Source organism: Mycolicibacter heraklionensis, from assembly GCF_019645815.1.
Classification (GTDB): Bacteria; Actinomycetota; Actinomycetes; order Mycobacteriales; family Mycobacteriaceae; genus Mycobacterium; species Mycobacterium heraklionense.
Window position 1 is genome coordinate 575,495 of the sequence record NZ_CP080997.1, and the last position, 20,617, is coordinate 596,111.

General features: G+C 69.6%; 15 protein-coding genes and 1 pseudogene. 9 read left to right on the forward strand and 7 right to left on the reverse strand.

Features of this window, described 5'->3' with window-relative positions; genetic code table 11:
* Positions 1-2: 2 nt before the first annotated feature.
* The 4 genes from K3U94_RS02720 to K3U94_RS02735 all read right to left on the reverse strand — a co-directional run bounded on the left by K3U94_RS02720 (position 3) and on the right by K3U94_RS02735 (position 3,157).
* Complete coding sequence (locus K3U94_RS02720) at positions 3-767, reverse strand: LmeA family phospholipid-binding protein (RefSeq protein WP_220695504.1); 765 nt, start codon at positions 765-767, stop codon at positions 3-5.
* A gap of 9 nt (positions 768-776) precedes the next feature.
* Positions 777-1,685, reverse strand: coding sequence for an LmeA family phospholipid-binding protein (locus K3U94_RS02725; RefSeq protein ID WP_220696638.1), 909 nt, complete (start codon positions 1,683-1,685; stop codon positions 777-779).
* Between the two features lie 122 nt (positions 1,686-1,807).
* Complete coding sequence (locus K3U94_RS02730; protein ID WP_220695505.1) at positions 1,808-2,626, reverse strand: carbon-nitrogen hydrolase family protein; 819 nt, start codon at positions 2,624-2,626, stop codon at positions 1,808-1,810.
* Positions 2,627-2,635: 9 nt separating this feature from the next.
* Positions 2,636-3,157, reverse strand: coding sequence for a DUF2505 domain-containing protein (locus tag K3U94_RS02735; protein WP_047319634.1), 522 nt, complete (start codon positions 3,155-3,157; stop codon positions 2,636-2,638).
* Here K3U94_RS02735 and K3U94_RS02740 point away from each other — a divergent pair.
* Complete coding sequence (locus K3U94_RS02740; protein WP_220695506.1) at positions 3,145-4,251, forward strand: UDP-N-acetylmuramate dehydrogenase; 1,107 nt, start codon at positions 3,145-3,147, stop codon at positions 4,249-4,251. The genes K3U94_RS02735 and K3U94_RS02740 overlap by 13 nt on opposite strands.
* A 10-nt stretch (positions 4,252-4,261) precedes the next feature.
* Complete coding sequence (locus tag K3U94_RS02745; protein ID WP_220696639.1) at positions 4,262-5,605, forward strand: L,D-transpeptidase; 1,344 nt, start codon at positions 4,262-4,264, stop codon at positions 5,603-5,605.
* On the opposite strand, the gene K3U94_RS02750 is transcribed toward K3U94_RS02745, so the two are convergent.
* Positions 5,583-6,362 (reverse strand): SDR family oxidoreductase, encoded by a 780-nt coding sequence (locus K3U94_RS02750; RefSeq protein ID WP_220695507.1) that lies wholly within the window; start codon positions 6,360-6,362, stop codon positions 5,583-5,585. The two genes, K3U94_RS02745 and K3U94_RS02750, sit on opposite strands and share 23 nt — an antisense overlap.
* Positions 6,363-6,569: 207 nt before the next feature.
* Between K3U94_RS02750 and K3U94_RS02755 the strand changes: the two genes are divergently transcribed.
* From K3U94_RS02755 to K3U94_RS02765, 3 genes are all read left to right on the forward strand, one after another.
* Positions 6,570-7,853 (forward strand): ROK family protein, encoded by a 1,284-nt coding sequence (locus K3U94_RS02755; RefSeq protein ID WP_047319638.1) that lies wholly within the window; start codon positions 6,570-6,572, stop codon positions 7,851-7,853.
* 22 nt (positions 7,854-7,875) lie between these two features.
* Positions 7,876-9,222 carry a D-inositol-3-phosphate glycosyltransferase gene (gene mshA / locus K3U94_RS02760; RefSeq protein WP_220695508.1) on the forward strand — a complete coding sequence of 449 codons (1,347 nt, stop codon included), beginning with the start codon at positions 7,876-7,878 and terminating at the stop codon, positions 9,220-9,222.
* Positions 9,223-9,352: 130 nt separating this feature from the next.
* On the forward strand, positions 9,353-9,862 hold the full coding sequence (locus K3U94_RS02765) for a type III secretion system chaperone family protein (protein WP_220696640.1): 510 nt from the start codon (positions 9,353-9,355) through the stop codon (positions 9,860-9,862).
* Positions 9,863-9,865: 3 nt separating this feature from the next.
* Here the strand turns inward: K3U94_RS02765 and K3U94_RS02770 are convergent, their stop codons facing one another.
* Positions 9,866-11,266: a wax ester/triacylglycerol synthase family O-acyltransferase gene (locus tag K3U94_RS02770; protein WP_220695509.1), complete on the reverse strand. Its 1,401-nt coding sequence runs from the start codon at positions 11,264-11,266 to the stop codon at positions 9,866-9,868.
* A gap of 26 nt (positions 11,267-11,292) precedes the next feature.
* The gene (locus K3U94_RS02775) at positions 11,293-12,516 is read right to left on the reverse strand and encodes an alpha/beta hydrolase family protein (protein ID WP_047319641.1); all 1,224 of its coding nucleotides are present in this window, start codon (positions 12,514-12,516) and stop codon (positions 11,293-11,295) included.
* A 99-nt stretch (positions 12,517-12,615) separates the two neighbouring features.
* Between K3U94_RS02775 and K3U94_RS02780 the strand changes: the two genes are divergently transcribed.
* The 4 genes and pseudogenes from K3U94_RS02780 to K3U94_RS02795 form a co-directional block, all read left to right on the forward strand.
* Entirely contained in the window at positions 12,616-13,365 is a 750-nt protein-coding gene (locus K3U94_RS02780; protein ID WP_047319642.1) for a phosphoglyceromutase, read from the forward strand.
* Positions 13,366-13,495: 130 nt separating this feature from the next.
* Positions 13,496-14,677 carry a sensor histidine kinase gene (locus tag K3U94_RS02785; protein ID WP_047319643.1) on the forward strand — a complete coding sequence of 394 codons (1,182 nt, stop codon included), beginning with the start codon at positions 13,496-13,498 and terminating at the stop codon, positions 14,675-14,677.
* 52 nt (positions 14,678-14,729) lie between these two features.
* Complete coding sequence (regX, locus tag K3U94_RS02790; protein ID WP_024443448.1) at positions 14,730-15,413, forward strand: two-component sensory transduction protein RegX; 684 nt, start codon at positions 14,730-14,732, stop codon at positions 15,411-15,413.
* Positions 15,414-15,594: 181 nt separating this feature from the next.
* Positions 15,595-20,181 (forward strand): annotated as a pseudogene (locus tag K3U94_RS02795) (beta-ketoacyl synthase N-terminal-like domain-containing protein); the annotation flags it as partial.
* Between the last annotated feature and the right edge of the window lie 436 nt (positions 20,182-20,617).

The window sequence follows — 20,617 nt, forward strand, 5'->3', positions numbered from 1 at the left end:
CCTCAGAGCGATTCGAAGCACTGACTCGACGACGACCCCTCGATGGCGGCATTTCGTGTCGAGAACTTCACCACCACACCGGAATCGGTGACTTCCACGCTGTCGAGGTGGATGCCCAGCGGAAGGTCATCGGTCACTTTTGCGGTGAGTTCGTCGAGGTGACGCTGCACGGTGTCGGTGTCCAGGTCGTGGCCCAGCGCCTCCAGGTCCACCACCTGCAGCGACAGTCCGTTGTTGACCAGCTGCGGCTTGACGGTCGCCTTATTGAGCAGGCCCTTGAGCTGGACCGTACCCGCGCTGGGATCGGCGGTGACAGTGCCGGTGACGATGCTGCCGATCACCGGGACCACATCCTGGATCGACTGCTTGATCCCGTCGGCCGGCCAGGTGATGGTGCCGTCCAGTGACCCGATGGTGCCCTTGGGATCTGATGCACCCGCACCCTTGTTCAGCCGGACGTTGCGGATGTCCAGCTCGAGCCGCATGCCCTTGGCCTGCCGGATCTGGTTGCCCGCGGTCTGGACCGAGATGTGGGAGTACTCGCCGTTGAAGTACTGCGCCAGTACCGGGGGAGTGGTCCCGAAGGACACGGTGGCGCTGTCCTGCGCTTCGCACTTGACGGCCTCGGCAACCAGGCTGTTCGCCCGGTGGCGGGCGTAAAGCTCACCCCCGAGCATCCCGACCAGCGCGATGGCAAGCACCACGGTCAACGCCAGCATGGCCGCCGGCAGGCCGGAAAACCGATGTGTGGGTCCGGGAGCGCTCATTGTGCAAGGTTACAGATTTGCGAAGCAGGGGTCGTCGGAGCGCGGTATGGAGGCGTTGCGGGTGGAGAACCGCGCCACCACACCGGTGTCGGTGACCTGGATGCTGTCGGCGCGCAGGCCGAGCGGATAACGCTTCGTCAACTCCGCGGCGAACCTGTCCAACTCGGGCTGCAGCGATTCACGCGGCAGGGTCAGGGCGCCCAGGCCGGTCAGTTTCTGCACCTGCAGGGACAGGCCCCCGTTGACGACTTCGGGCTTGACCACGACGGTGGCCAGACCGAACGCGCCCCGCAGCTCGACGGTGCCGTCCTGTGCATTGGTCTTCAGGTCGGAGACCAGGTTGCCCAGGATCGGCACCATGGTCTGGACGGTCTCCTTGATGCCGGCCGCCGGCCAGGTCAGCGTCGCCTGCAGGGAACCGATCGTGCCCTTCGAGTCGCCGCTGCCGTGCAGATCGACGTCGGAGATGCTCAAGTCGGCCGTCATCTGCTTGGCATCTTTGACCTGGTTGCCCGCGGTGTGGATGGAGATATTGGTGTAGTTGCCGGTGATGTGCTGCCACAGGAACGGCGGCGTCACCCCGAACGAGGCGCTGGCCTTGTCGTTCACCACGCATTCGGTTGCCTTGGCCACCTTGCTGTCGCCGATACGGCGGGCGATCAGCTCGGCGCCGATCAACCCGGCCAGCGCCAGCGCGATCACGGTGACCACGATCAGGACCAGGGCCAGCGGGTCACGCAGCACCGAAGCCGGCCGCGACGGGGCAGTCGGGGCTTCGATCACGGTGGTGGGCGCCTCACCGGCCGGCGCGGGAGGCGGGTCCGCGGGCGGCGGCACCGGGGCCTGCGGGGGCACCGGAGGCTGCGCGGGCGCCGCGGGAATCCGGGTGGTGGGCTCCTCGTGACCGCCCGCCGGCATCTGCCGGGTGGGCGAGGCGGACGGCTCCGGTGGGCGAGACGACGTAGCGCCGCCTTGCGGTTCGGGTTGGCCGGCGGGGCGAGCCCAGGGTGACTCGCCGTGGGGAGGTCCGGGCGGATTGCTCACCCGCGCGATTCTGCCTTACCGACCTGAAGGAAGGTCGCGCGATTGCTCAACACGGCCAGCGTCCGGCGGGCGGCGGAGACCGCGTCGAGGTCGATGTCGCAGACCAGTAGCTGCGGCGATGCGCCGGCCGCGGCAACCACCTCGCCCCACGGCGAGGTGACCATGCTGTGGCCCACACCGGTGGGTGCGCCGGAGGAATCCGCCGGACCGCCGGGGTCGGCCTGCCCGACCGCGACGACGTAGCTGGTCGAATCCAGCGCCCGGGCCCGCGCCAGCAGCTCCCACTGCGACAGCTTCCCCGGGCCGGCCCCCCATGAGGCGCAGACCGCGATCAGCTGCGCACCGCGCTCGGCCAGCTCGGTGTACAACGCCGGGAACCGGATGTCATAGCAGGTCGACAACCCGACGCCGACTCCGTCGACATCGATCACCACCGGCTCGAATCCCGGTGCCACCGTGCGCGATTCGGTGAATCCGAAGGCGTCGTACAGGTGGATCTTGTGATAGTGCGTGTCGGTTCCGGGACCGGTCGCCAGCAACGTGTTGGTGACCCGTCCGTCATCGGCCGGGGTGAACATTCCCGCGACGACGGTGATCTGAGCCCTGGCGGCGATCGCCCGAACCTCGGTGGCCCACGGCCCGTCGAGCGGTTCGGCAACCGGACCCAGCGGCACCCCGAACCGGCACATCGCCGCCTCCGGGAACACCACCAGCGACGCCCCCTGATCGGCGGCCCGCTGCGTGTAGTCGGTCACCAGTTGCAGGTTCGCGGCCGGGTCGGCGCCGCTGAGTATCTGCGCACACGCAATCCGCATGGACCCAGCCTATTCCGTCGGTGTTGCGCCGCCCTGCCTCAGCCACGTCGAGGTGAACCGTTGCTCGACACTCATCAGCTCGGCCAACTGCCCGCCGATGAAACTCTCGATTTTGCCGCCCACCAGCGGGATATCGACCTGCACGGTCGCGATCAGCCGCAACTCGCAGCCGCCGGCGGCCGGCGACAGGACCGCATCGCCGGACAGCTTCGCCGGTGCGCCGACGACCTTGCCGGTCACCTGGGCGCGTGCCTTCCCGTCGCGCACCGGATGCCAGGTCTCCTGCCGCGCCACATCCAGGTTGCCGGGATGGAACTGGGCCGCCAGTGCGGGCAACTTCTCCCGGTGAATGCCCTGCCTGATGGCGACGTCGACGCCGCCATCGGGGCCGACGGTCATCGAGTCCAACGCCACGACATCGGCTCCGGACTCGGCCAGCCGGGCCCGCCAGTAGTGCTCGTCGGCGAAGACGGCATAGACCTGCTCGACGGTTGCCGAGTAGTGCTCGAAGAGCGTGAATGTACGCGGCATACCTGGTCACGCTACCGTTACCGCCCGTGGCGGGTTCCGAGTTCGCGGGCGCGCGTGTCGCCGAGGCGGTGCCGCTGGCGCCGCTGACCACCCTGCGGGTGGGGCCGGTCGCCCGACGTGTCATCACGTGCACCGACACCGAACAGATCGTGGCAACGCTGGGCGCACTCGACGTGGCCGATGACCGCCCGTTGCTGCTGGCCGGGGGCTCCAACGTGCTGATCGCCGACGACCTCGAGGGCCTGACCGCCGTCCTGCTGGCCAACGACGGCATCACCATCGACGGCAATCTGCTGCGAGCCGAGGCCGGCGCGGTCTGGGACGACGTCGTTGCGCGGGCGGTCGCTGCGAATCTGGGCGGGCTGGAGTGCCTGTCGGGCATCCCCGGCTCGGCCGGCGCCACCCCGGTGCAGAACGTCGGGGCCTACGGTGTGGAGGTCGCCGACCGCCTGACCAGGGTTTTGCTGCTGGATCGGCGTACCGGCGAGGTGCGCTGGACGCCGGCGACCGAGTTGGAGCTCGGCTACCGCACCAGTGTGCTCAAGTGCTCCCCTGAAGATCGGGCGGCGGTGGTGCTGGAGGTCGAATTCGACCTGGATCCGGCCGGGCGCAGCGCGCCGCTGCGGTACGGCGAATTGACCGCTGCGCTGGACGCCGCCGAGGGCGAGTACCGCGCACCGGCAGCGGTTCGCGCCGCGGTGCTCGCGCTACGGGCGGCCAAGGGCATGGTGCTCGAGGTGACCGACCACGACACCTGGAGTGTCGGATCATTTTTTACCAATCCTGTTGTTTCGCAAGAGGTATACCGCATTCTGGCTGACCGGGAGAGCGGCGCGGTGCCGCACTGGGACACCCCCGGTGGCGTGAAATTGGCGGCCGGCTGGCTGGTGGAGCGGTCCGGTTTCGGCAAGGGTTATCCCGGGCCGGATGCGCCGGCGCGGTTATCCACCAAACATGCCCTGGCGCTGACCAACCGGGGGAGCGCGACCTCCGCCGACATCGTGAGCCTGGCCCGCGTCGTGCGCGACGGGGTGCACGACGCGTTCGGCATCACCTTGCACCCCGAGCCGGTGCTCGTCGGGTGCGCGCTATAGCCCGGGTGTAATCAGCGTCGCAGGTGGTCAGGCGGCTGGGCCGGTATCTTGGAATGCCGTGACCCTGAACCGGCGACGTGCGTTGGCAGCGCTGGCTGCCGGGGCGGTCGCGCCGGCAGCGCTGGCGGGATGTTTCGGCCGGGCCGGCAAGAACGCCGACAACGCGCCACCCTCAGCGCCCGCTCTGACGTTCGAACCCGCCCTGGAAAGCGGCGCGGTGGCCGACGTGCTGCCCACGGCCGCGGTCGGCGTCACGGTCCGCGACGGCTGGTTTCAGCGGGTGGCGCTGACCAACCCGGCCGGCAAGGTGCTCACCGGGACGTTCAACCGGGAGCGCACGCGCTACACCGTCACCGAACCGCTGGGCTACGGCTCGGTCTACACCTGGAGCGGGTCGGTGGTGGGCCACGACGGCCACGCCGTGCCGGTCGCCGGCACCATCACCACGGTCACCCCCACCGCCGTCATCGACGGAGGCTTTCAGCTGGCCGACGGTCAGACGGTGGGCGTCGCGGCGCCGGTGATCCTGCAGTTCGACGGACCGATCGCCGACAAGGCCGCCGTCGAGCGGGCCCTGAGCATCGTCACCGAGCCGCCGGTGGAAGGCAGCTGGGCCTGGCTGCCCGACGAGGTGCAGGGCGCCCGGGTGCACTGGCGCAGCCGCGACTACTTCCCGGCCGGAACCACCGTCCGCGTCGACGCCAAGCTGTACGGCCTGGCGTTGGGCGACGGCGCCTACGGGGCCCAAGACATGTCGCTGGAATTCTCGATCGGGCGGCGCCAGGTGGTGAAGGCCGAAGTCTCCTCGCACCGCATCCAGGTGATCCGCGACGAGGGCGTGATCATGGACTTCCCCTGCAGCTACGGTCAGGCCGACAAGGCGCGCAACATCACTCGCAATGGTGTCCACGTGGTCAGCGAGAAGTACGCGGACTTCTACATGTCCAACCCGGCCGCCGGCTACAGCAACATCCACGAGCGCTGGGCGGTCCGGATCTCCAACAACGGCGAGTTCATCCACGCCAACCCGTCCAGTGCCGGCGCTCAGGGCAACACCAACGTCACCAACGGCTGCATCAACTTGTCGACGGAGGATGCCGAGCAGTACTTCTACAGCGCGATCTACGGCGACCCGGTCGAGGTGACCGGCAGCTCGATCGAGCTGTCCTACGCCGACGGGGATATCTGGGACTGGGCCGTGGACTGGGACACCTGGGTCTCGATGTCGGCGTTGTCGAGTACTGAACCGTCGCGGACCTCACTGCCCAGCGTCGCGCCGGCCACCCCGACCGACGCGCCGACGCTGTCGGGCACGCCCACCACGACGACCTCTAGTGCTCGACCCGGCGGTTAGCCCGGGTCGCCGATGCCTGGTCGCGCGGGCGGATGACGATCTGATCGAGGTCGACGTGCGGCGGCCGGGAAGCCACGAACCCGATCACCTCGGCGATGTCGGCCGCGGTCAGCGGGGTCAGGCCGGAATAGACCGCGTCGGCCCGCTCGCGGTCGCCGTCGAAGCGCACCAGCGAGAACTCGGTGTCCACCATGCCGGGAGCGATTTCGGTGAGCCGCACCGGCTTTCCCAGCAGCTCCCCGCGCAGCGTGCGGTGCAGCGCGCTCTGGGCGTGTTTGGCCGAGGTGTAGCCGGCGCCGCCGTCGTAGATCTCAAACGCCGCGATCGAGGTCACCGTGACCACCAGGCCGTCGCCGGACGCGACGAGCTTGGGCAGCAGCGCGCGCGTCACGTGCAGCGTGCCCAGCACGTTGGTCTCCCACATCCAGCGCCAGTGCTCGAGGTCGGCCTGCTCCACCGAGGCCAGGCCCTTGGCCCCGCCGGCATTGTTGACCAGCACATTGACCGAACCCGAGAGCGAGTCGCAGACCTGTTCGCACACCTGGGCCAGTGCGGCCACTGCGGCCGGGTCAGTGACGTCGGTCACTACGGCGGTGCCGCCGATCTCATCGGCCAGCGCGGCGAGCCGATCGGCGCGACGTGCCACGGCGATCACATGAAAGCCCTGTGCGGCAAGAGTTCTCGCGGTCGCCTCGCCGATACCCGAGCTGGCGCCGGTGACTACGGCAATGCGCTGGTCGCGCGCAGAAGTCGTCATCGCCCCAACCTTAGTGATCGTGATAGATTCTCAGCTATGTCTCGCAGTGCCCGCTTTCTGACAGCGGTCTGTCTGGTCGCCCACGGCGCGTGTTGTCGCGCGTGTTGCTGCGCCTGACCTGCTGCGAGTAGCGCTCCTTAGGAGAGTCCGCCGGGTCGCAGGCGTAAACGGCCCCCTTCGGATTTTTCTCCAGACTAAGGACATCGCGTGCGTACTACCTCTCTCACCGCTCACCTCGCCAGCCACCGGAACGGGCGGCCCCGCTCCCACCCGCGTGTGGTAGCCCCGGCCCTGCAGCTGGCCGACAGCGCCGGCGCCGAGGTCTTCGCGGCGGTTCGTCAACACGGCCCGGTCGCCCGGGAGGCCATCGCCGGCGCCACCTCGCTGAGCGTCGCCACCGTCAACCGCCAGGTCAGCGCGCTGCTGGAAGCCGGCCTGCTGCTGGAGCGCGCCGACCTGGCCACGTCCGGGGCGATCGGGCGGCCGCGTCGGCCGGTGGTGGTCAACCACGAACCGTTCCTCACCCTGGGTCTGCACATCGGGGCCAAGACCACCAGCATCGTGGCCACCGACCTGCTCGGCCGCACCCTCGACGTCGTCGAGACCCCGACCCCGAACAATGGGGCCACGCCGGCGCTGGCGTCGCTGGCCGCCAGCGCCAGCCGGTACCTGACCCGCTGGCAGAAGCGCCGGCCGCTGTGGGTCGGGGTCGCCATCGGTGGTGCGGTGGACGGGGCCACCGGTCACGTCGACCACCCGCGACTGGGCTGGACCGCCGCGCCGGTCGGGCCGGTGCTGGCCGAGGAGCTGGGCCTGCCCGTATCGGTGGCCTCGCATGTGGACGCGATGGCCGGGGCGGAACTGCTGTTCGGTGTGCGGCGGCCGACGGCCAACAGCACCACCAGCCTCTACGTCTACGCCCGGGAAACGGTCGGCTACGCGCTGGTGATCGGCGGGCGGGTGCACAGCCCGACCAGCGGTCCCGGCACCATCGCCGGCCTGCCGGTGTACTCGGAGCTGCTCGGGGGCACCGGACATCTCGAATCCACCGTCAGCGATGAGGCGGTGCTGGCCGCGGCTCGTCGGCTGCGGCTGCTGCCGGAGGGCAACGGCGCCGTGTCGGCGGCGGTGACCACTCTGGTGCGCGAGGCGCGCGGCGGTGACGAGCGAGCCGCAGCACTGCTGACCGAGCGGGCCCGTGCTCTGGGCGAAGCCGTAGCGCTGCTGCGCGACGTCCTCAACCCCGATGACCTGGTGGTCGGTGGCCAGGGTTTCACCGAATACCCGGAGGGCATGGCCGAGGTCGAGCGGGCCTTCACGCAGCGTTCGGTGCTGTCGGCGCGCAGCATCCGCGTCACCGCGTTCGGCAACCGGGTTCAGGAGGCCGGCGCCGGCACGGTGTCACTGGGCGGGCTCTACGCCGACCCGGTCGGGGCGATGCGCCGGTCCCGCGGTCCGGTCGCCCGCGTGGTCCCGGAAGTGTCCGCCTGACCGAACCTGTAAGGATGGCGGGGTGGGCTACGACGTTGGAGGGGTTGGGAGCGTCAGATCCGATGTGCACCGAGTAGCGCTGCTGTCGGTACACACCTCGCCGCTGGCCCAGCCCGGCACCGGCGATGCCGGTGGCATGAACGTCTACGTCCTGCAGAGCGCGCTGCATTTGGCGCGCCGCGGGGTGTCGGTGGAAGTGTTCACCCGCGCCACGTCGTCGGTCGACCCGCCGGTGCAGCACGTGGCGCCCGGCGTGCTGGTGCGCAACGTGGTGGCCGGGCCGTTCGAAGGTTTGGACAAGAACGACCTGCCCACGCAGCTGTGCGCGTTCGCCGCCGGGGTGCTGCGCGCCGAGGCCGCCCACGAGCCCGGTTACTACGACGTCGTGCATTCGCACTACTGGCTGTCCGGGCAGGTCGGCTGGCTGGCCGCGGACCGGTGGGCGGTGCCGCTGGTGCACACCGCGCACACCCTGGCCGGGGTGAAGAACGCCGCCCTGGCCGCCGGGGACGCCCCGGAACCGCCGCTGCGCACGGTCGGCGAGCAGCAGGTCGTCGATGCCGCCGACCGGCTCATCGTCAATACCGACGATGAAGCCCAGCAACTCGTCGACCTGCATGAGGCGGACCCGCGCCGGATCGACGTGGCGCACCCGGGCGTCGACCTGGAGGTGTTCCGGCCCGGCGACAAGCGGGCGGCCCGGGCGGCGTTGGGGTTGTCGGTAGGCGAACCGATCGTGGCGTTCGTCGGCCGCATCCAGCCGCTCAAGGCGCCCGACATCCTGCTGCGGGCGGCCGCGAAACTGCCCGGGGTGCGTGTGGTGGTGGCCGGCGGGCCGTCGGGCAGCAGCGGGCTGGCGGAACCGGGCGGCCTGGTTCGGCTCGCCGCCGAACTGGGTACCAGTGACCGGGTGACCTTCCTGCCGCCGCAGTCCCGCGAGGATCTGGCGATGCTGTTCCAAGCCGCCGACCTGGTGGCCGTGCCGAGCTACTCCGAATCGTTCGGGCTGGTGGCCCTGGAGGCCCAGGCGTGCGGGACGCCGGTGGTGGCCGCGGCCGTCGGTGGGCTGCCGGTCGCGGTGCGCGACGGCGTCACCGGGCGTCTGGTCGACGGGCACGGGATTGAGGCGTGGACGACCGCCCTCGATGAGCTGCTGCGGCTCGGTTCCGGGCCCCGGGGATGGGCGATGCGCAGGGCCGCCGTCAGCCATGCGGCGCAGTTTTCCTGGGAGCGCACCGTCGACGCCCAATTGGCCAGCTACACGCACGCGATCGAAGACTTCGCCGCGGCCCGGGGCGGCCGGATGCGGGTGCTCGGATCGGCGCGCCGGCCTCGCCGGTGGCCGACGCGGCGCGGGGCGCGCGCATGAGCAGGATGGCGACACGGCGCGTCCCGTCGGCGCCGAGTGTGCGGTTTGCGAGGCCTGCCCCGGTGTGTTGCCGAGTAAACCGCACACTCGACGCACATCGGGGGCACGCGCACAGGAGTCAGTGGTGGGGATGAACCGCAGCGACGTCCAGGAGCTCATCGAAAGCACCCTGCAGGCGGCTGAGCTGGCCTATTCGCCGACCCCGGGCTCACACGGCGGGCTGCCCGGGCTGATCGTGGAACTGCCCGGCGAGCGCAAACTCAAGACCAACACCATCCTCAGTGTCGGAGAGCACTCGGTGCGCGTCGAGGCGTTCGTCTGCCGTCAGCCCGACGAGAACCACGCCGGGGTCTACCGGTACCTGCTCCAGCGCAACCGCCGGCTGTACGGGGTGGCCTACACCCTGGACAACGTCGGCGACATCTACCTCGTCGGTCGCATGGCGCTGACTTCGGTGACGCCCGAGGAGATCGACCGGGTGCTCGGACAGGTGCTCGAAGCCGTCGACTTCGACTTCAATACGTTGCTGGAGTTGGGATTTGCCACCTCGATCCAGAAGGAATGGGAGTGGCGGGTGTCCACCGGACAGTCGCTGAAGAACCTGCGGGCGTTCGAGCATTTGATCCCGCCGAGCAGCTGACCCTCACCCGTCGGGCAGGACCGCCGACTCCAACTCGCGCAGGCAGCGCTCGGTCCTCGGCACCAGCGTTGCGATATCGGGCATCACCTCGCCGTCGCCGACATAGCCGATACCGATGCGGTCGGCATACGAGCACAACGTGACATTGAGCGTCTGGCCGTCGAAAACGGTCGACACCGGATAGATCTCTTCGACATGTGCACCGTTCCAATACATTTCATCGCGCGGCCCGGGCACGCTGGATATCGGAAGGTTGTATCCGGTTCGTATCCGCGGACTCACCGGCGCAACCGCCTGGAAGATGGTCGAGGCGATGCTGGGCGCCAGCAGCGACAGCGATGCCCCCGACCCGTACCGGGCGACATAGCGTTTGCCTTCACGCATGGACCGGTGCACCCGCCGGAGTCGTTGCACCGGGTCGGCAACGTCGGTGCCGATCGGGCACAGCCATGCGCCGAAACGGTTTCCGGAGTCATCGGAGGTGGCGTTGGGGGCGCGCACGGTGATGGGGCAGAACGCCACCAGCGATTGCCCCGGCAGGCAGCCATGATCGGTCAGCCAGCTGCGCAGCACCCCACCGACGACGGCGGTGGTGACGTCGTTGGCCGTGGTGCCGGTGGCCTGCTGCACCGCCCGGATGCGGCTCTTGGCCCAGCTGCCGGCGACGACGCCGCGTTTGGGTCCCAGCCGCCGGTTGAACGGCGTGAACGGCGCGCCGACCGCCGGGATGGGGGTGCGGCCGGTGAGTGTCGCGAGCACGGCGCGTGCCGGGCTTTCGACGAGGTGCTCGAGCATCGTCACACCGGAGACGGCGGCGCCGGCCAGGCGTCGCAGCGGTGCGATCAGATCCGATCCGGAATCGGCGGTCGGCTGGGCCGTCCGGCTGTGCTGTGCGGCGTAGAACGGTGACATGCCGCGCCGATCAGGATCCGGGCTCAGCCCGTCGCTGATCATCCGTAGCCCCGCAACGCCGTCCACGATGATGTGATGGACCTTGGCGTAGAAGGCGATTCTGCCGTCGGCGAGCCCGTCGATCAGGACGGCCGTCCACAGCGGCCGCGACCGGTCCAGTCGCTCGGCGTGCAGTTCGCCGATGAGCCGCCACAGTTCGTCACGGCCGCTGCCGGCCGGCAGGGTCCGTCGGGCGAGGTGCTGCTCCAGGTCGAGGTCGTGTTCATCGCGCCAGACCCACATGCCGCCGGTGCGCGGGCTCCGGTGCGGAACGCGGCGGAGGCGGTGGTCGACGGCGCCGGTGTGGTTCAGTGCCTGGCGGTAGAGCTGGTCGGCGAACCGTTCGCCCGCATCTTCCGGCGGCGCGAGAATCAGCACCGCGCCGATGTTGATCGGGTGGAACAACGAGTCCCCGGTGATCATCGCTGCGTCAAGGACGCTCATCCCGTTCATGTATCACCTCGCGTCGTCGGCCCCCGTCAGTCGAGCAGCCCGGACTGCACGATGGCCGCCTCGACGAACCGCTGAACCGGTCGAGCTTCGAAGAATCCGGTGTGCCCGCCGCGGTACCAGACGATCTCCGGCTTGCCCCAGTGCTCCCACAGCCGGACCACCTGCTCGCGTGGGTGCACCACCCGGTCGGCGATGCCGGCGTAGATGAAACGGCCCCGCATCGGGACCCGGGGCTGCAGCGACAGCGGCGACGTCATCCGGCCGAGCGGCTCGGCCAGCACGACCGTCTGCCGGCGCGGGTCGGTGCGGCTCAGACCGGAGTGCCGACCCAGCAACTGGACCACATCGGCCACCGGCACCCCCAGAATGGCGCAGGTCAGATCGTCCTCCAGGCTGGCAACCAAAGCGGCGATGTAGCCGCCCATCGAGATGCTGTTCAGCCCGATCGGCGACTCCGGCTCCTGCGCGCGGATCCAGCTCAGCAGGCGTCGGACATCCCAGACTCCCTGGGCGCCGGCGTGCACGTTGTCCAGGGCGTCCTCGCCGGGGAAGGCCGCCCCCTTGGGCAGGCCACGTGCCCGCGGCCCGTGCATGGGCAGCACCGGCAGGACGATGTTCAGGCCGAATTTCTCATGCAGGTGGCGCGCCCGAAACAGCCACAGGTCCAGCCCGGCACGGCCCATCTCGGCGCCGTGCACACCCACCAGCCACGGTCGGGGCTCGTGATGTCGCAGCAGAATCGCGTAGGCGCGGTCGTTGCCGGTGTAACTGCGCCACCGCTGCGCGCCGGGCTCCCCCGGCAGCGGTGCGTATCCGCTCTCCCAGCGGATCCGGTCATGGGATCGCCGACGGCCTTCCCGGGGCAGCAGGGTGACCTCGGTCAGCGGCGGCGGTGCGGCGAAGAACTTCTCCGGTTCGTCGAGAAAGCCGCGCGAACCGTAGAAGTCGATCGCCTCGGAGACCTCGGCGTTGATGCGTTCGAAGACGTCCATGCCGCCGATCGGACGGCGTCCCCGCAGTCCGAGCAGGACGACTTCGTCGCGGAAGGCCTGGGTGGCCAACGCGAGGGTCGGCCGGGCGACGGGCAGGTCCTCCTCGTGGCGCTCGTCGAGGTAGTCGCGCCACATCCGTGCGTAGTACCGGCCGGTACGCCGAAACGGCCGGGTCACCGTCCCCAACGGGGCGGTGACGGGCGACCGCCCGGCGGGCCCACTGCGCTCCCGGGCGGGGTCGCTGGGTTCTACTGCCATGCCTTGACGCTATCGACGCGATCACGCGCCAGGCAGGGCCGTTGGTCCTGGCAGTGGTGAGCCAAAGGCACCCGAACCCCGCGTGAGACACTGACGCCCATGTCTGACACTGCCACCCTGATACTGCTGCGTCACGGCGAGAGCGAATGGAACGCCAGCAACCAGTTCACCGGTTGGATGGACGTCAACCTGACCGACAAGGGCCGTGCCGAGGCGGTCCGCGCCGGCTCGCTACTGGTCGAACACGGCCTGCTTCCCGATGTGGTCTACACCTCGCTGCTGCGTCGGGCGATCACCACCGCGAACCTGGCGCTGGACGCCGCCGACCGGCACTGGATCCCGGTGCACCGCACCTGGCGGCTCAACGAGCGCCACTACGGCGCGCTGCAGGGCCTGGACAAGGCGGCCACCAAGGCGCGCTACGGCGACGAGCAGTTCATGACGTGGCGGCGCAGCTACGACACCCCGCCCCCGCCCATCGAGGCCGGCAGCCGGTACAGCCAGGACACCGACCCCCGCTACGCCGACATCGGCGGCGGGCCGCTCACCGAGTGCCTGGCCGACGTGGTGGCGCGCTTCCTGCCCTACTTCACCGACGTCGTCATCCCGGACCTGCGGTGCGGCAAGACGGTGCTGATCGCGGCGCACGGCAACTCGTTGCGGGCGCTGGTGAAGTACCTCGACCAGATGTCGGACGAGGACGTGGTCGGGCTGAACATCCCGACGGGCATCCCGCTGCGTTACGACCTGGACGCCGACCTGCGCCCGAAGGTGGCCGGTGGCGTCTACCTGGACCCGGAGGCGGCCGCCGCCGGGGCCGCGGCGGTGGCGAGCCAGGGCGCCAAATAGCGGCTTGAGGCCCGCCCAGTGTGAATACCGGGTGGAGCACGGGTGAAATCTTCGGGTTGAATTCACATTCGGCGCACGTCATGGTCGAACGCTGGTCAGCTCACGGTGCCAGACTGCGTACGATTTTGCCGTGGCTGCGACCTCGGCGCTGACGCTTGCTGCAGCGTCGGCGGTTCTTGCGCTCGCGGCGGGCGTGGCGGCCGGCATCTGGCTGTCGCCGCGGCTGGCCGAGCGGCGTCGCAAGGCAGCCACCGAACGCTCCGGGATCACCGTCGCGGAGATGCTGCAGCAGATCGTCTCGCACGCCTCGCTGGGAATCGCGGTTGTCGACTCCCACCGCGACGTCGTCTACCTCAATGACCGAGCCACCGAGCTGGGGCTGGTGCACGGCCGGTTGATCGACGACGAGGCCTGGGCGGCCGCGCAGCGTGCGCTGGCCGGCGAGGAAGAAGTCGTCTTCGACTTGACGGTGGCCAAGCGGGCTCCCGGGGCCACCCGGTCGGATCTGTCGGCGGTGCGCGGTTACGCCCGGTTGTTGTCGGAAGAGGATCGCCGGTTCGCGGTGGTGATCGTCGACGACCAGTCCGAGCAGGCCCGCATGGAGGCCAGCCGACGCGACTTCGTGGCCAACGTCAGCCACGAACTCAAGACCCCGGTGGGGGCGATGGGGCTGCTCGCCGAAGCGCTGCTGGCCTCGGCCGACGACCCCGAGGCGGTGCGGCCGTTCGCCGAGCGGGTGCTGGTGGAGGCCAACCGGCTGGCCAGCATGATCGGTGAGTTGATCGAGCTGTCCCGGCTCCAGGGCGCCGACCCGTTGCCGGACCTGGGCGTCGTCGACGTTGACGCGGTGGTCAACGAGGCGATCTCCCGACACAAGGTGGCCGCCGACAACGCCGAGATCACCATCACCACCGACGCCCCGAGCGGGCTGCGCGTACTCGGCGACGAACCGCTCCTGGTCACCGCGCTGGCCAACCTGGTGTCCAACGCGATCGCCTACTCACCGCACGGTTCGCCGGTGTCGATCAGCCGGCGTCGCCGGGACGGTTTCGTCGAGATCGCCGTGACCGACCGTGGCATCGGCATTGCACCCAAGGACCAGCAGCGCGTTTTCGAACGGTTCTTCCGCAGCGACAAGGCCCGCTCGCGGGCCACCGGGGGCACCGGGCTGGGGTTGGCGATCGTCAAACACGTGGCGGCCAACCACAACGGCACCATCACGTTGTGGAGCCAGCCGGGGACCGGTTCGACATTTACCTTGGCGATTCCCGCCTACCAGGGCAGTGTGGACCCAGAGAAGGAGGAGCAGTGATCACACCCGCTGTCGATGACGCAGAGGGTAGCTATCGGGAAGGACAGCGTCGATGACACACGTCTTGATCGTCGAGGACGAGGAATCGCTGGCCGACCCGTTGGCATTTCTGCTGCGCAAAGAAGGTTTCGAGGCCACCGTGGTCGGTGACGGCACCGCCGCCCTGGCCGAATTCGACCGGGCCGGCGCCGACATTGTGCTGCTGGATCTGATGCTGCCGGGGATGTCGGGCACCGACGTCTGCAAACAACTGCGCGCGCGTTCCAGCGTGCCGGTGATTATGGTCACTGCCCGCGACAGCGAGATCGACAAGGTCGTCGGCCTGGAATTGGGCGCCGACGACTACGTGACCAAGCCGTATTCGGCCCGGGAGCTGATCGCCCGGATCCGGGCGGTGCTGCGCCGCGGCGGCGACGACGAGGGCGGCGTGGGCGAGGGTGTGCTGGAGTCCGGTCCGGTGCGGATGGACGTCGAACGGCACGTGGTCATGGTGAACGGCGAGCAGATTACCTTGCCGCTCAAGGAGTTCGACCTGCTCGAGTACCTGATGCGCAACACCGGCCGGGTGCTGACCCGCGGCCAGTTGATCGACCGGGTCTGGGGTGCGGATTACGTCGGCGACACCAAGACCTTGGATGTCCACGTCAAACGACTTCGGTCCAAGATCGAGGCCGACCCTGCCAATCCAGTGCACCTGGTTACCGTGCGCGGACTCGGGTACAAGCTGGAGGGTTAACCTCGCGCGCTCCCCCGTAACCCCGTAGTGGGGTCTCCTAACTTGCTCGGCGGGGTCTTCGTCGCCGAAAATCACGGACTGGACGTCTGACTTCTTAAGGTAGCCTTAATCAAGGTTGCCTACGGAATCCTTGGGCCCCATCTAAAACCCTTCTTCGTCAGTTACACGGGAGACGCGATCGATGAGCGGGCCGGACGACACGGTGCACACCCTGCGCACGCTGGTTGATCTGCTGACGCAGCGTGCTGCGCGGTACGGCGAAAACTTGGCATTCACCTTCTCGCGTGACGGCGATGAGCACGAAACCAGCCAGGTGACCTACGGGGAGCTGGACCGTCGCGCCCGCCAGATTGCCGCTGACCTGCAGAGTCAGGGAGCGGCCGGGGAACGCGTGCTGGTGTTGTGTCCGCCGGGGCTGGACTTCATCGCCAGCTTCTTCGGCTGTCTGTACGCCGGAGCCATCGCGATCCCTGTGCATCCGCCCATGCGCGAACACTTGCTGCCGCGCGTCGAGTCGATCATCGCCGACGTCCAGCCCGGCTACGCGCTCACCACCAGTGAGATCGAGCCCAGGATCAAGCCCGCGATCGACGGCCTGCCCGGCGGCCAGGCGCTGCGCTGGACGATCACTGATAGCGACGCCACGGGCAAGGAGGCGGCCTGGGTGGCGCCGCAGATCGACGGCGAGAGCATCGCGATGCTGCAGTACACCTCTGGGTCGACCAGCGCGCCCAAGGGCGTGGTGCTGACCCACGGCAACCTGGTGCACAACCTGACGACCATCGCCGAGGCCTGGGACGCCAACACCGACATGCCCAACGTGACCGGTGTGTTCTGGCTGCCGCCGTACCACGACATGGGTCTGATCGGGGGACTGCTCGAGACGCTGTACGTCGCCGGACATTCGGTCCTGATGCCGCCGACGGCGTTCATCAAGCGGCCGATGCGGTGGCTGGAGGCGATCTCGCGGCACCGCGCCTTTATCACCGCCGCACCGAACTTCGCCTTCGACCTGTGCGTCGAGCTGAGCACCCCGCAGGAGCGCGCCGCGCTGGACCTGTCCAACTGGTCGGTGGCGCTGTGCGGTGCCGAGCCGGTGCGCACCGCCACCCTGGACGGGTTCGCCGAACTGTTCGCCCCGTCCGGATTCCGGGCCGAGGCGTTCTACCCGGTGTACGGATTGGCCGAGGGCACCCTGCTGGTGTCCGGCGGATCGGACCTGCCGGTGCCGATGGTGCAGCACATCGACCGGGTGGCGCTGGGCGACAACCGGGTGGTCGACGTCGCCGCCGACGACCCCAACGTGGCGACCATGGTGGGCTGCGGCAAGCCCCGCGGCGGCCAGCGGGTGATCATCGTCGACCCCGAGACCCGTCTGGAGTGCGCCGGAGACCAGGTCGGCGAGATCTGGGTCGCCGGAGGCAGCGTCGCGCACGGCTACTGGGGAGCACCGGAACTGTCCGCGGAGACGTTCGCCGCGACGCTGGCCGACACCGGCGAGGGGCCGTTCCTGCGCACCGGTGACCTGGGATTCCTGCATTCCGGGGAGTTGTTCGTCACTGGCCGTCGCAAAGACCTGATCATCATCCGCGGCACCAACCATTACCCCAACGACATCGAGCTGACCGTTCAGAACACCAACCCGGCGCTGCTGCGCGGCCGCGGTGCGGTGTTCTCGATCGCCCCGGAACCGGGCGCGGCCGAGCAACTGGTCGTGGTCCAGGAAGTGGACCCCAGCCGCGTGGCCGGGGAGCAGGCCGACGAGGCCATGCAGATCATCCGCACCGCGGTCACCGAGAACCACTCGGTCCGCACCCACGCCGTGGTGCTGGTCCAGCCGTTGCAGCTGCCCACCACTTCCAGCGGCAAGATCCAGCGCAGCGCGTGTAAGCAGCAGTACCTCGACGGCGAGCTGCCGGTGGTGGCGCAGTGGCCGTCGGCGACCGCCGCGGCGCAGCCGCAGGCCCCGGCCGAGCCGGCTCGAGCGGCGGAGCAGACCGAGCCGGGCGCCCGCAGCGCGTCCGAGATCAGCGCCTGGCTCATCGAGCGGTTGGCCCAAGACCTCGAGCTGCCGGTCGCCGAGATCGACCCGGCCAAGCCGTTCGCGTTCTACGGGCTGGACTCCATCCACGCGGTCCGGCTCTCCAGCGCTCTCGAGAAGTGGCTGGGCTGCGAGCTGGCCCCCACCATCGCCTACGAATACCCGTCGATCGACATCCTCTCGGCGCATCTGGCCCGGGTCGCCAAGGATGCTCCGGCGGCTCCGGGTGCTGAAGCCGCCGCCGAGCGCGCCGATCGGCCCGCGGCCGACGAGCCGATCGCGATCGTCGGCATCGGCTGCCGTTTCCCGGGTGCCGATGGTCCCGAGGGTTTCTGGCGGCTGCTGTCGGGTGGGGTGGACGCCACCAGCGACGTCCCGGCCGACCGGTGGGACGTCGACGCCTTCTACAACCCCGACCCGTCGGTTCCGGGCACCGCGGTCACTCGCCGCGGCGGCTTCCTGGGCCAGGTCGACCAGTTCGACTTTCAGTTCTTCGGGATCTCGCCGCGTGAGTCGGCGCAGATGGACCCGCAGCAGCGACTGCTGCTCGAGGTGGCGTGGGAGGCGCTGGAAGACGCCGGCCAGGTACCGGATGAGCTGGCCGGCACCCGCACCGGCGTGTTCGTCGGCATCTCCACCAACGACTACGGCTTCCTGCGGCTGGGCCAGCCGCAGCTCGTCGACGCCTACACCGGCACCGGCAACGCGCTGAGCATCGCCGCCAACCGGCTGTCGTACACCTTCGACTTCCACGGGCCGAGCATGTCGATCGACACCGCCTGTTCGTCCTCGCTGGTGGCCGTCGACATGGCCTGCCGCAGCCTGCGTGACGGCGAGTGCTCGATGGCACTGGCCGCCGGGGTGAACGTGATCCTGTCGCCGGCGCTGGCGATCAACTTCAGCAAGGCCCGGGTGATGGCGCCCGACGGCCGCTGCAAGACCTTCGACGCCGACGCCGACGGTTACGTCCGCGGTGAGGGCGCCGGGGTGGTCGTGCTCAAGCCGCTGAGTAAGGCGCTGGAGGACAACGACCCGGTCTACGCGGTGATCCGCGGCAGCGCCACCAACTCCGACGGTCGCACCAACGGCCTGATCGCCCCCAGCGGACGAGCCCAGGAACGCGTCGTGGCCGAGGCGTTCCGCCGGGCGGGTCTGCCGGCCGGCGCGGTCCAGTACGTCGAGGCGCACGGCACGGGCACCTCGATCGGCGACGCCATCGAGGCCAACGCTTTGGGCACCGTGCTGGCCGAAGGCCGCCCGGAGGGCAGTCGCTGCCTGGTCGGCTCGGTCAAGACCAACATCGGCCACCTGGAGGCGGCGGCCGGTATCGCCGGCCTGATCAAGGTGGCGCTGTCGCTGCAGCACCGGGAGATCCCGGCCAGCCTGAACTATCACGAGCCCAACCCGCACATCCTGTTCGACAGCCTGCCGCTGGAGGTGGTCCAGAAGCTGACCCCGTGGCCGGCGAGCAGCCGGGCGGTCGCCGGGGTCAGCTCGTTCGGGTTCGGTGGCACCAACGCCCACGTCGTGCTCACCGAGGCTCCGCAGGCCCGCAGCAGCTACCACGACGACACCGCGGCACCGCGCGCCGAGCTGTTGGCGCTGTCCGCACGATCGCCGGAGGCGTTGACCGCGCTGGTCGGCGAGTACGAGATGGCTTTATTTTCTGGCGGGCTGATGGGCGGCAGCGCGTTGACCGACCTCTGCTACACCGCCGGTGCCCGCCGTGGCCACCACGACTACCGGCTCTCGGTGGTCGGCGACACCCCGGCGGCGATGTTCGAGTCGCTGTCGGCCTACCGTCTGGGCGAGTCGCGGCCGGGATTGTCGGTCGGGCACTGTTCGCCGAGCCGACCCGGCCCGGGCGTGACGTTCGTGTTCTCCGGCCAGGGCTCGCAGTGGCACGGCATGGCGCAGCGACTGCAGGCCGACGAGCCGGTGTTCGCCGATGCCCTGGCCGCCTGCGACAACGCGCTGTTCCCGCATCTGGGGCACTCGATCCTCAAGGTACTGGCCGCCCAGGACGGACCCGAGGACAAATCCAAGCTCAAAGACATCGGCATCCTGCAGCCGACGATCTTCGCGATTCAGGTGGCGCTGGCGGCGCTGTGGCGTTCCTGGGGTGTCGAGCCCGCCGCGGTGGTCGGGCACAGCCTCGGCGAGGCCGCCGCCGCCCACGTCGCGGGCGCGCTGAGCCTCGATGACGCCGCGCGGGTGATCTGCGCCCGTGCCCGGATGCTGCGCGGCGTGCGCGGCCGCGGGGCGATGATGGTCACCGAGACCACCATGGCCGAGGCGCAGGAGCTCATCGCCGGCCACGAACGCGAGGTGGCCGTCGCCGCGAGCAACAGCTACCGGTCGACGGTGCTTGCCGGTGAGCGCAAGGTGCTCGAGCAGCTGATGGAAAAACTGCAGCAGCGGGACCGGTTCTGCCGCTGGATCGACGTCGACGTCGCCTCGCACAGCCCGCAGATGGAGGCGCTCGGCGCCGGCCTGCGCGGCAGCCTGGTGAAGCTGAAGCCGACCGTGCCGACGGTGCCGATGTACTCGACCGTCACCGGGGAACTGGTGGGCGAGCGACTGCTGGACGCCGACTACTGGGTGGCGAACCTGTGCTCGCCGGTGCGGTTCTCGCCGGCGCTGCGGCGGCTGCTCGAGACCGGACACGACACGTTCGTCGAACTCAGCCCGCACCCCATCCTGTTGACGGCGGCTCGCGAGGACGCCGAGCATCTGCACCGCAGCGCCACCCTGCTGCCCTCGATGCGCCGCGACGACGGGGTTTTCAGTGGCCGCGCCACCATGCTCGGCTCGCTGGGCACCCTCTACACCCTGGGGCATCGGGTGGCCTGGGAGCAGATCTACCCCGAAGGCAGCCGCTGCGTCCCCGCCCCCACCTATCCCTGGCAGCGGGTGCACTCCTGGCTCAACGCCGGCTCCATCGCCGCGCCGCGGCACTCCGGCGCGGGCGCACCCGGCGGCTGGCGCGGACCGATCCGCTCGGCCGCCCAGCCTGAAGCGGTGCTGGCCGAAATCGATGTGACCACCGCGACGCTGTCGGCCGAGCAGCTGGCCGAGTTGGCCCTGGCCGCGGCCGAGGTCGCGTTCGGTCCCGGCACGCGGTCGGTCGCCGAGCTGAGCCTGCGTGACGGTCTGGACCAGG

What these genes read in the sequence shown, in the direction of transcription:
- K3U94_RS02720 (WP_220695504.1), bottom strand. Translation starts at nt 767, where the DNA reads ATGAGCGCTCCCGGACCCACACATCGGTTTTCCGGCCTGCCGGCGGCC.
- K3U94_RS02725 (WP_220696638.1), bottom strand. Translation starts at nt 1,685, where the DNA reads ATGCCGGCGGGCGGTCACGAGGAGCCCACCACCCGGATTCCCGCGGCG.
- K3U94_RS02730 (WP_220695505.1), bottom strand. Translation starts at nt 2,626, where the DNA reads ATGCGGATTGCGTGTGCGCAGATACTCAGCGGCGCCGACCCGGCCGCG.
- K3U94_RS02740 (WP_220695506.1), top strand. Translation starts at nt 3,145, where the DNA reads ATGTACGCGGCATACCTGGTCACGCTACCGTTACCGCCCGTGGCGGGT.
- K3U94_RS02735 (WP_047319634.1), bottom strand. Translation starts at nt 3,157, where the DNA reads ATGCCGCGTACATTCACGCTCTTCGAGCACTACTCGGCAACCGTCGAG.
- K3U94_RS02750 (WP_220695507.1), bottom strand. Translation starts at nt 6,362, where the DNA reads ATGACGACTTCTGCGCGCGACCAGCGCATTGCCGTAGTCACCGGCGCC.
- K3U94_RS02765 (WP_220696640.1), top strand. Translation starts at nt 9,353, where the DNA reads ATGAACCGCAGCGACGTCCAGGAGCTCATCGAAAGCACCCTGCAGGCG.
- K3U94_RS02770 (WP_220695509.1), bottom strand. Translation starts at nt 11,266, where the DNA reads ATGAACGGGATGAGCGTCCTTGACGCAGCGATGATCACCGGGGACTCG.
- K3U94_RS02775 (WP_047319641.1), bottom strand. Translation starts at nt 12,516, where the DNA reads ATGGCAGTAGAACCCAGCGACCCCGCCCGGGAGCGCAGTGGGCCCGCC.
- K3U94_RS02780 (WP_047319642.1), top strand. Translation starts at nt 12,616, where the DNA reads ATGTCTGACACTGCCACCCTGATACTGCTGCGTCACGGCGAGAGCGAA.
- regX (WP_024443448.1), top strand. Translation starts at nt 14,730, where the DNA reads ATGACACACGTCTTGATCGTCGAGGACGAGGAATCGCTGGCCGACCCG.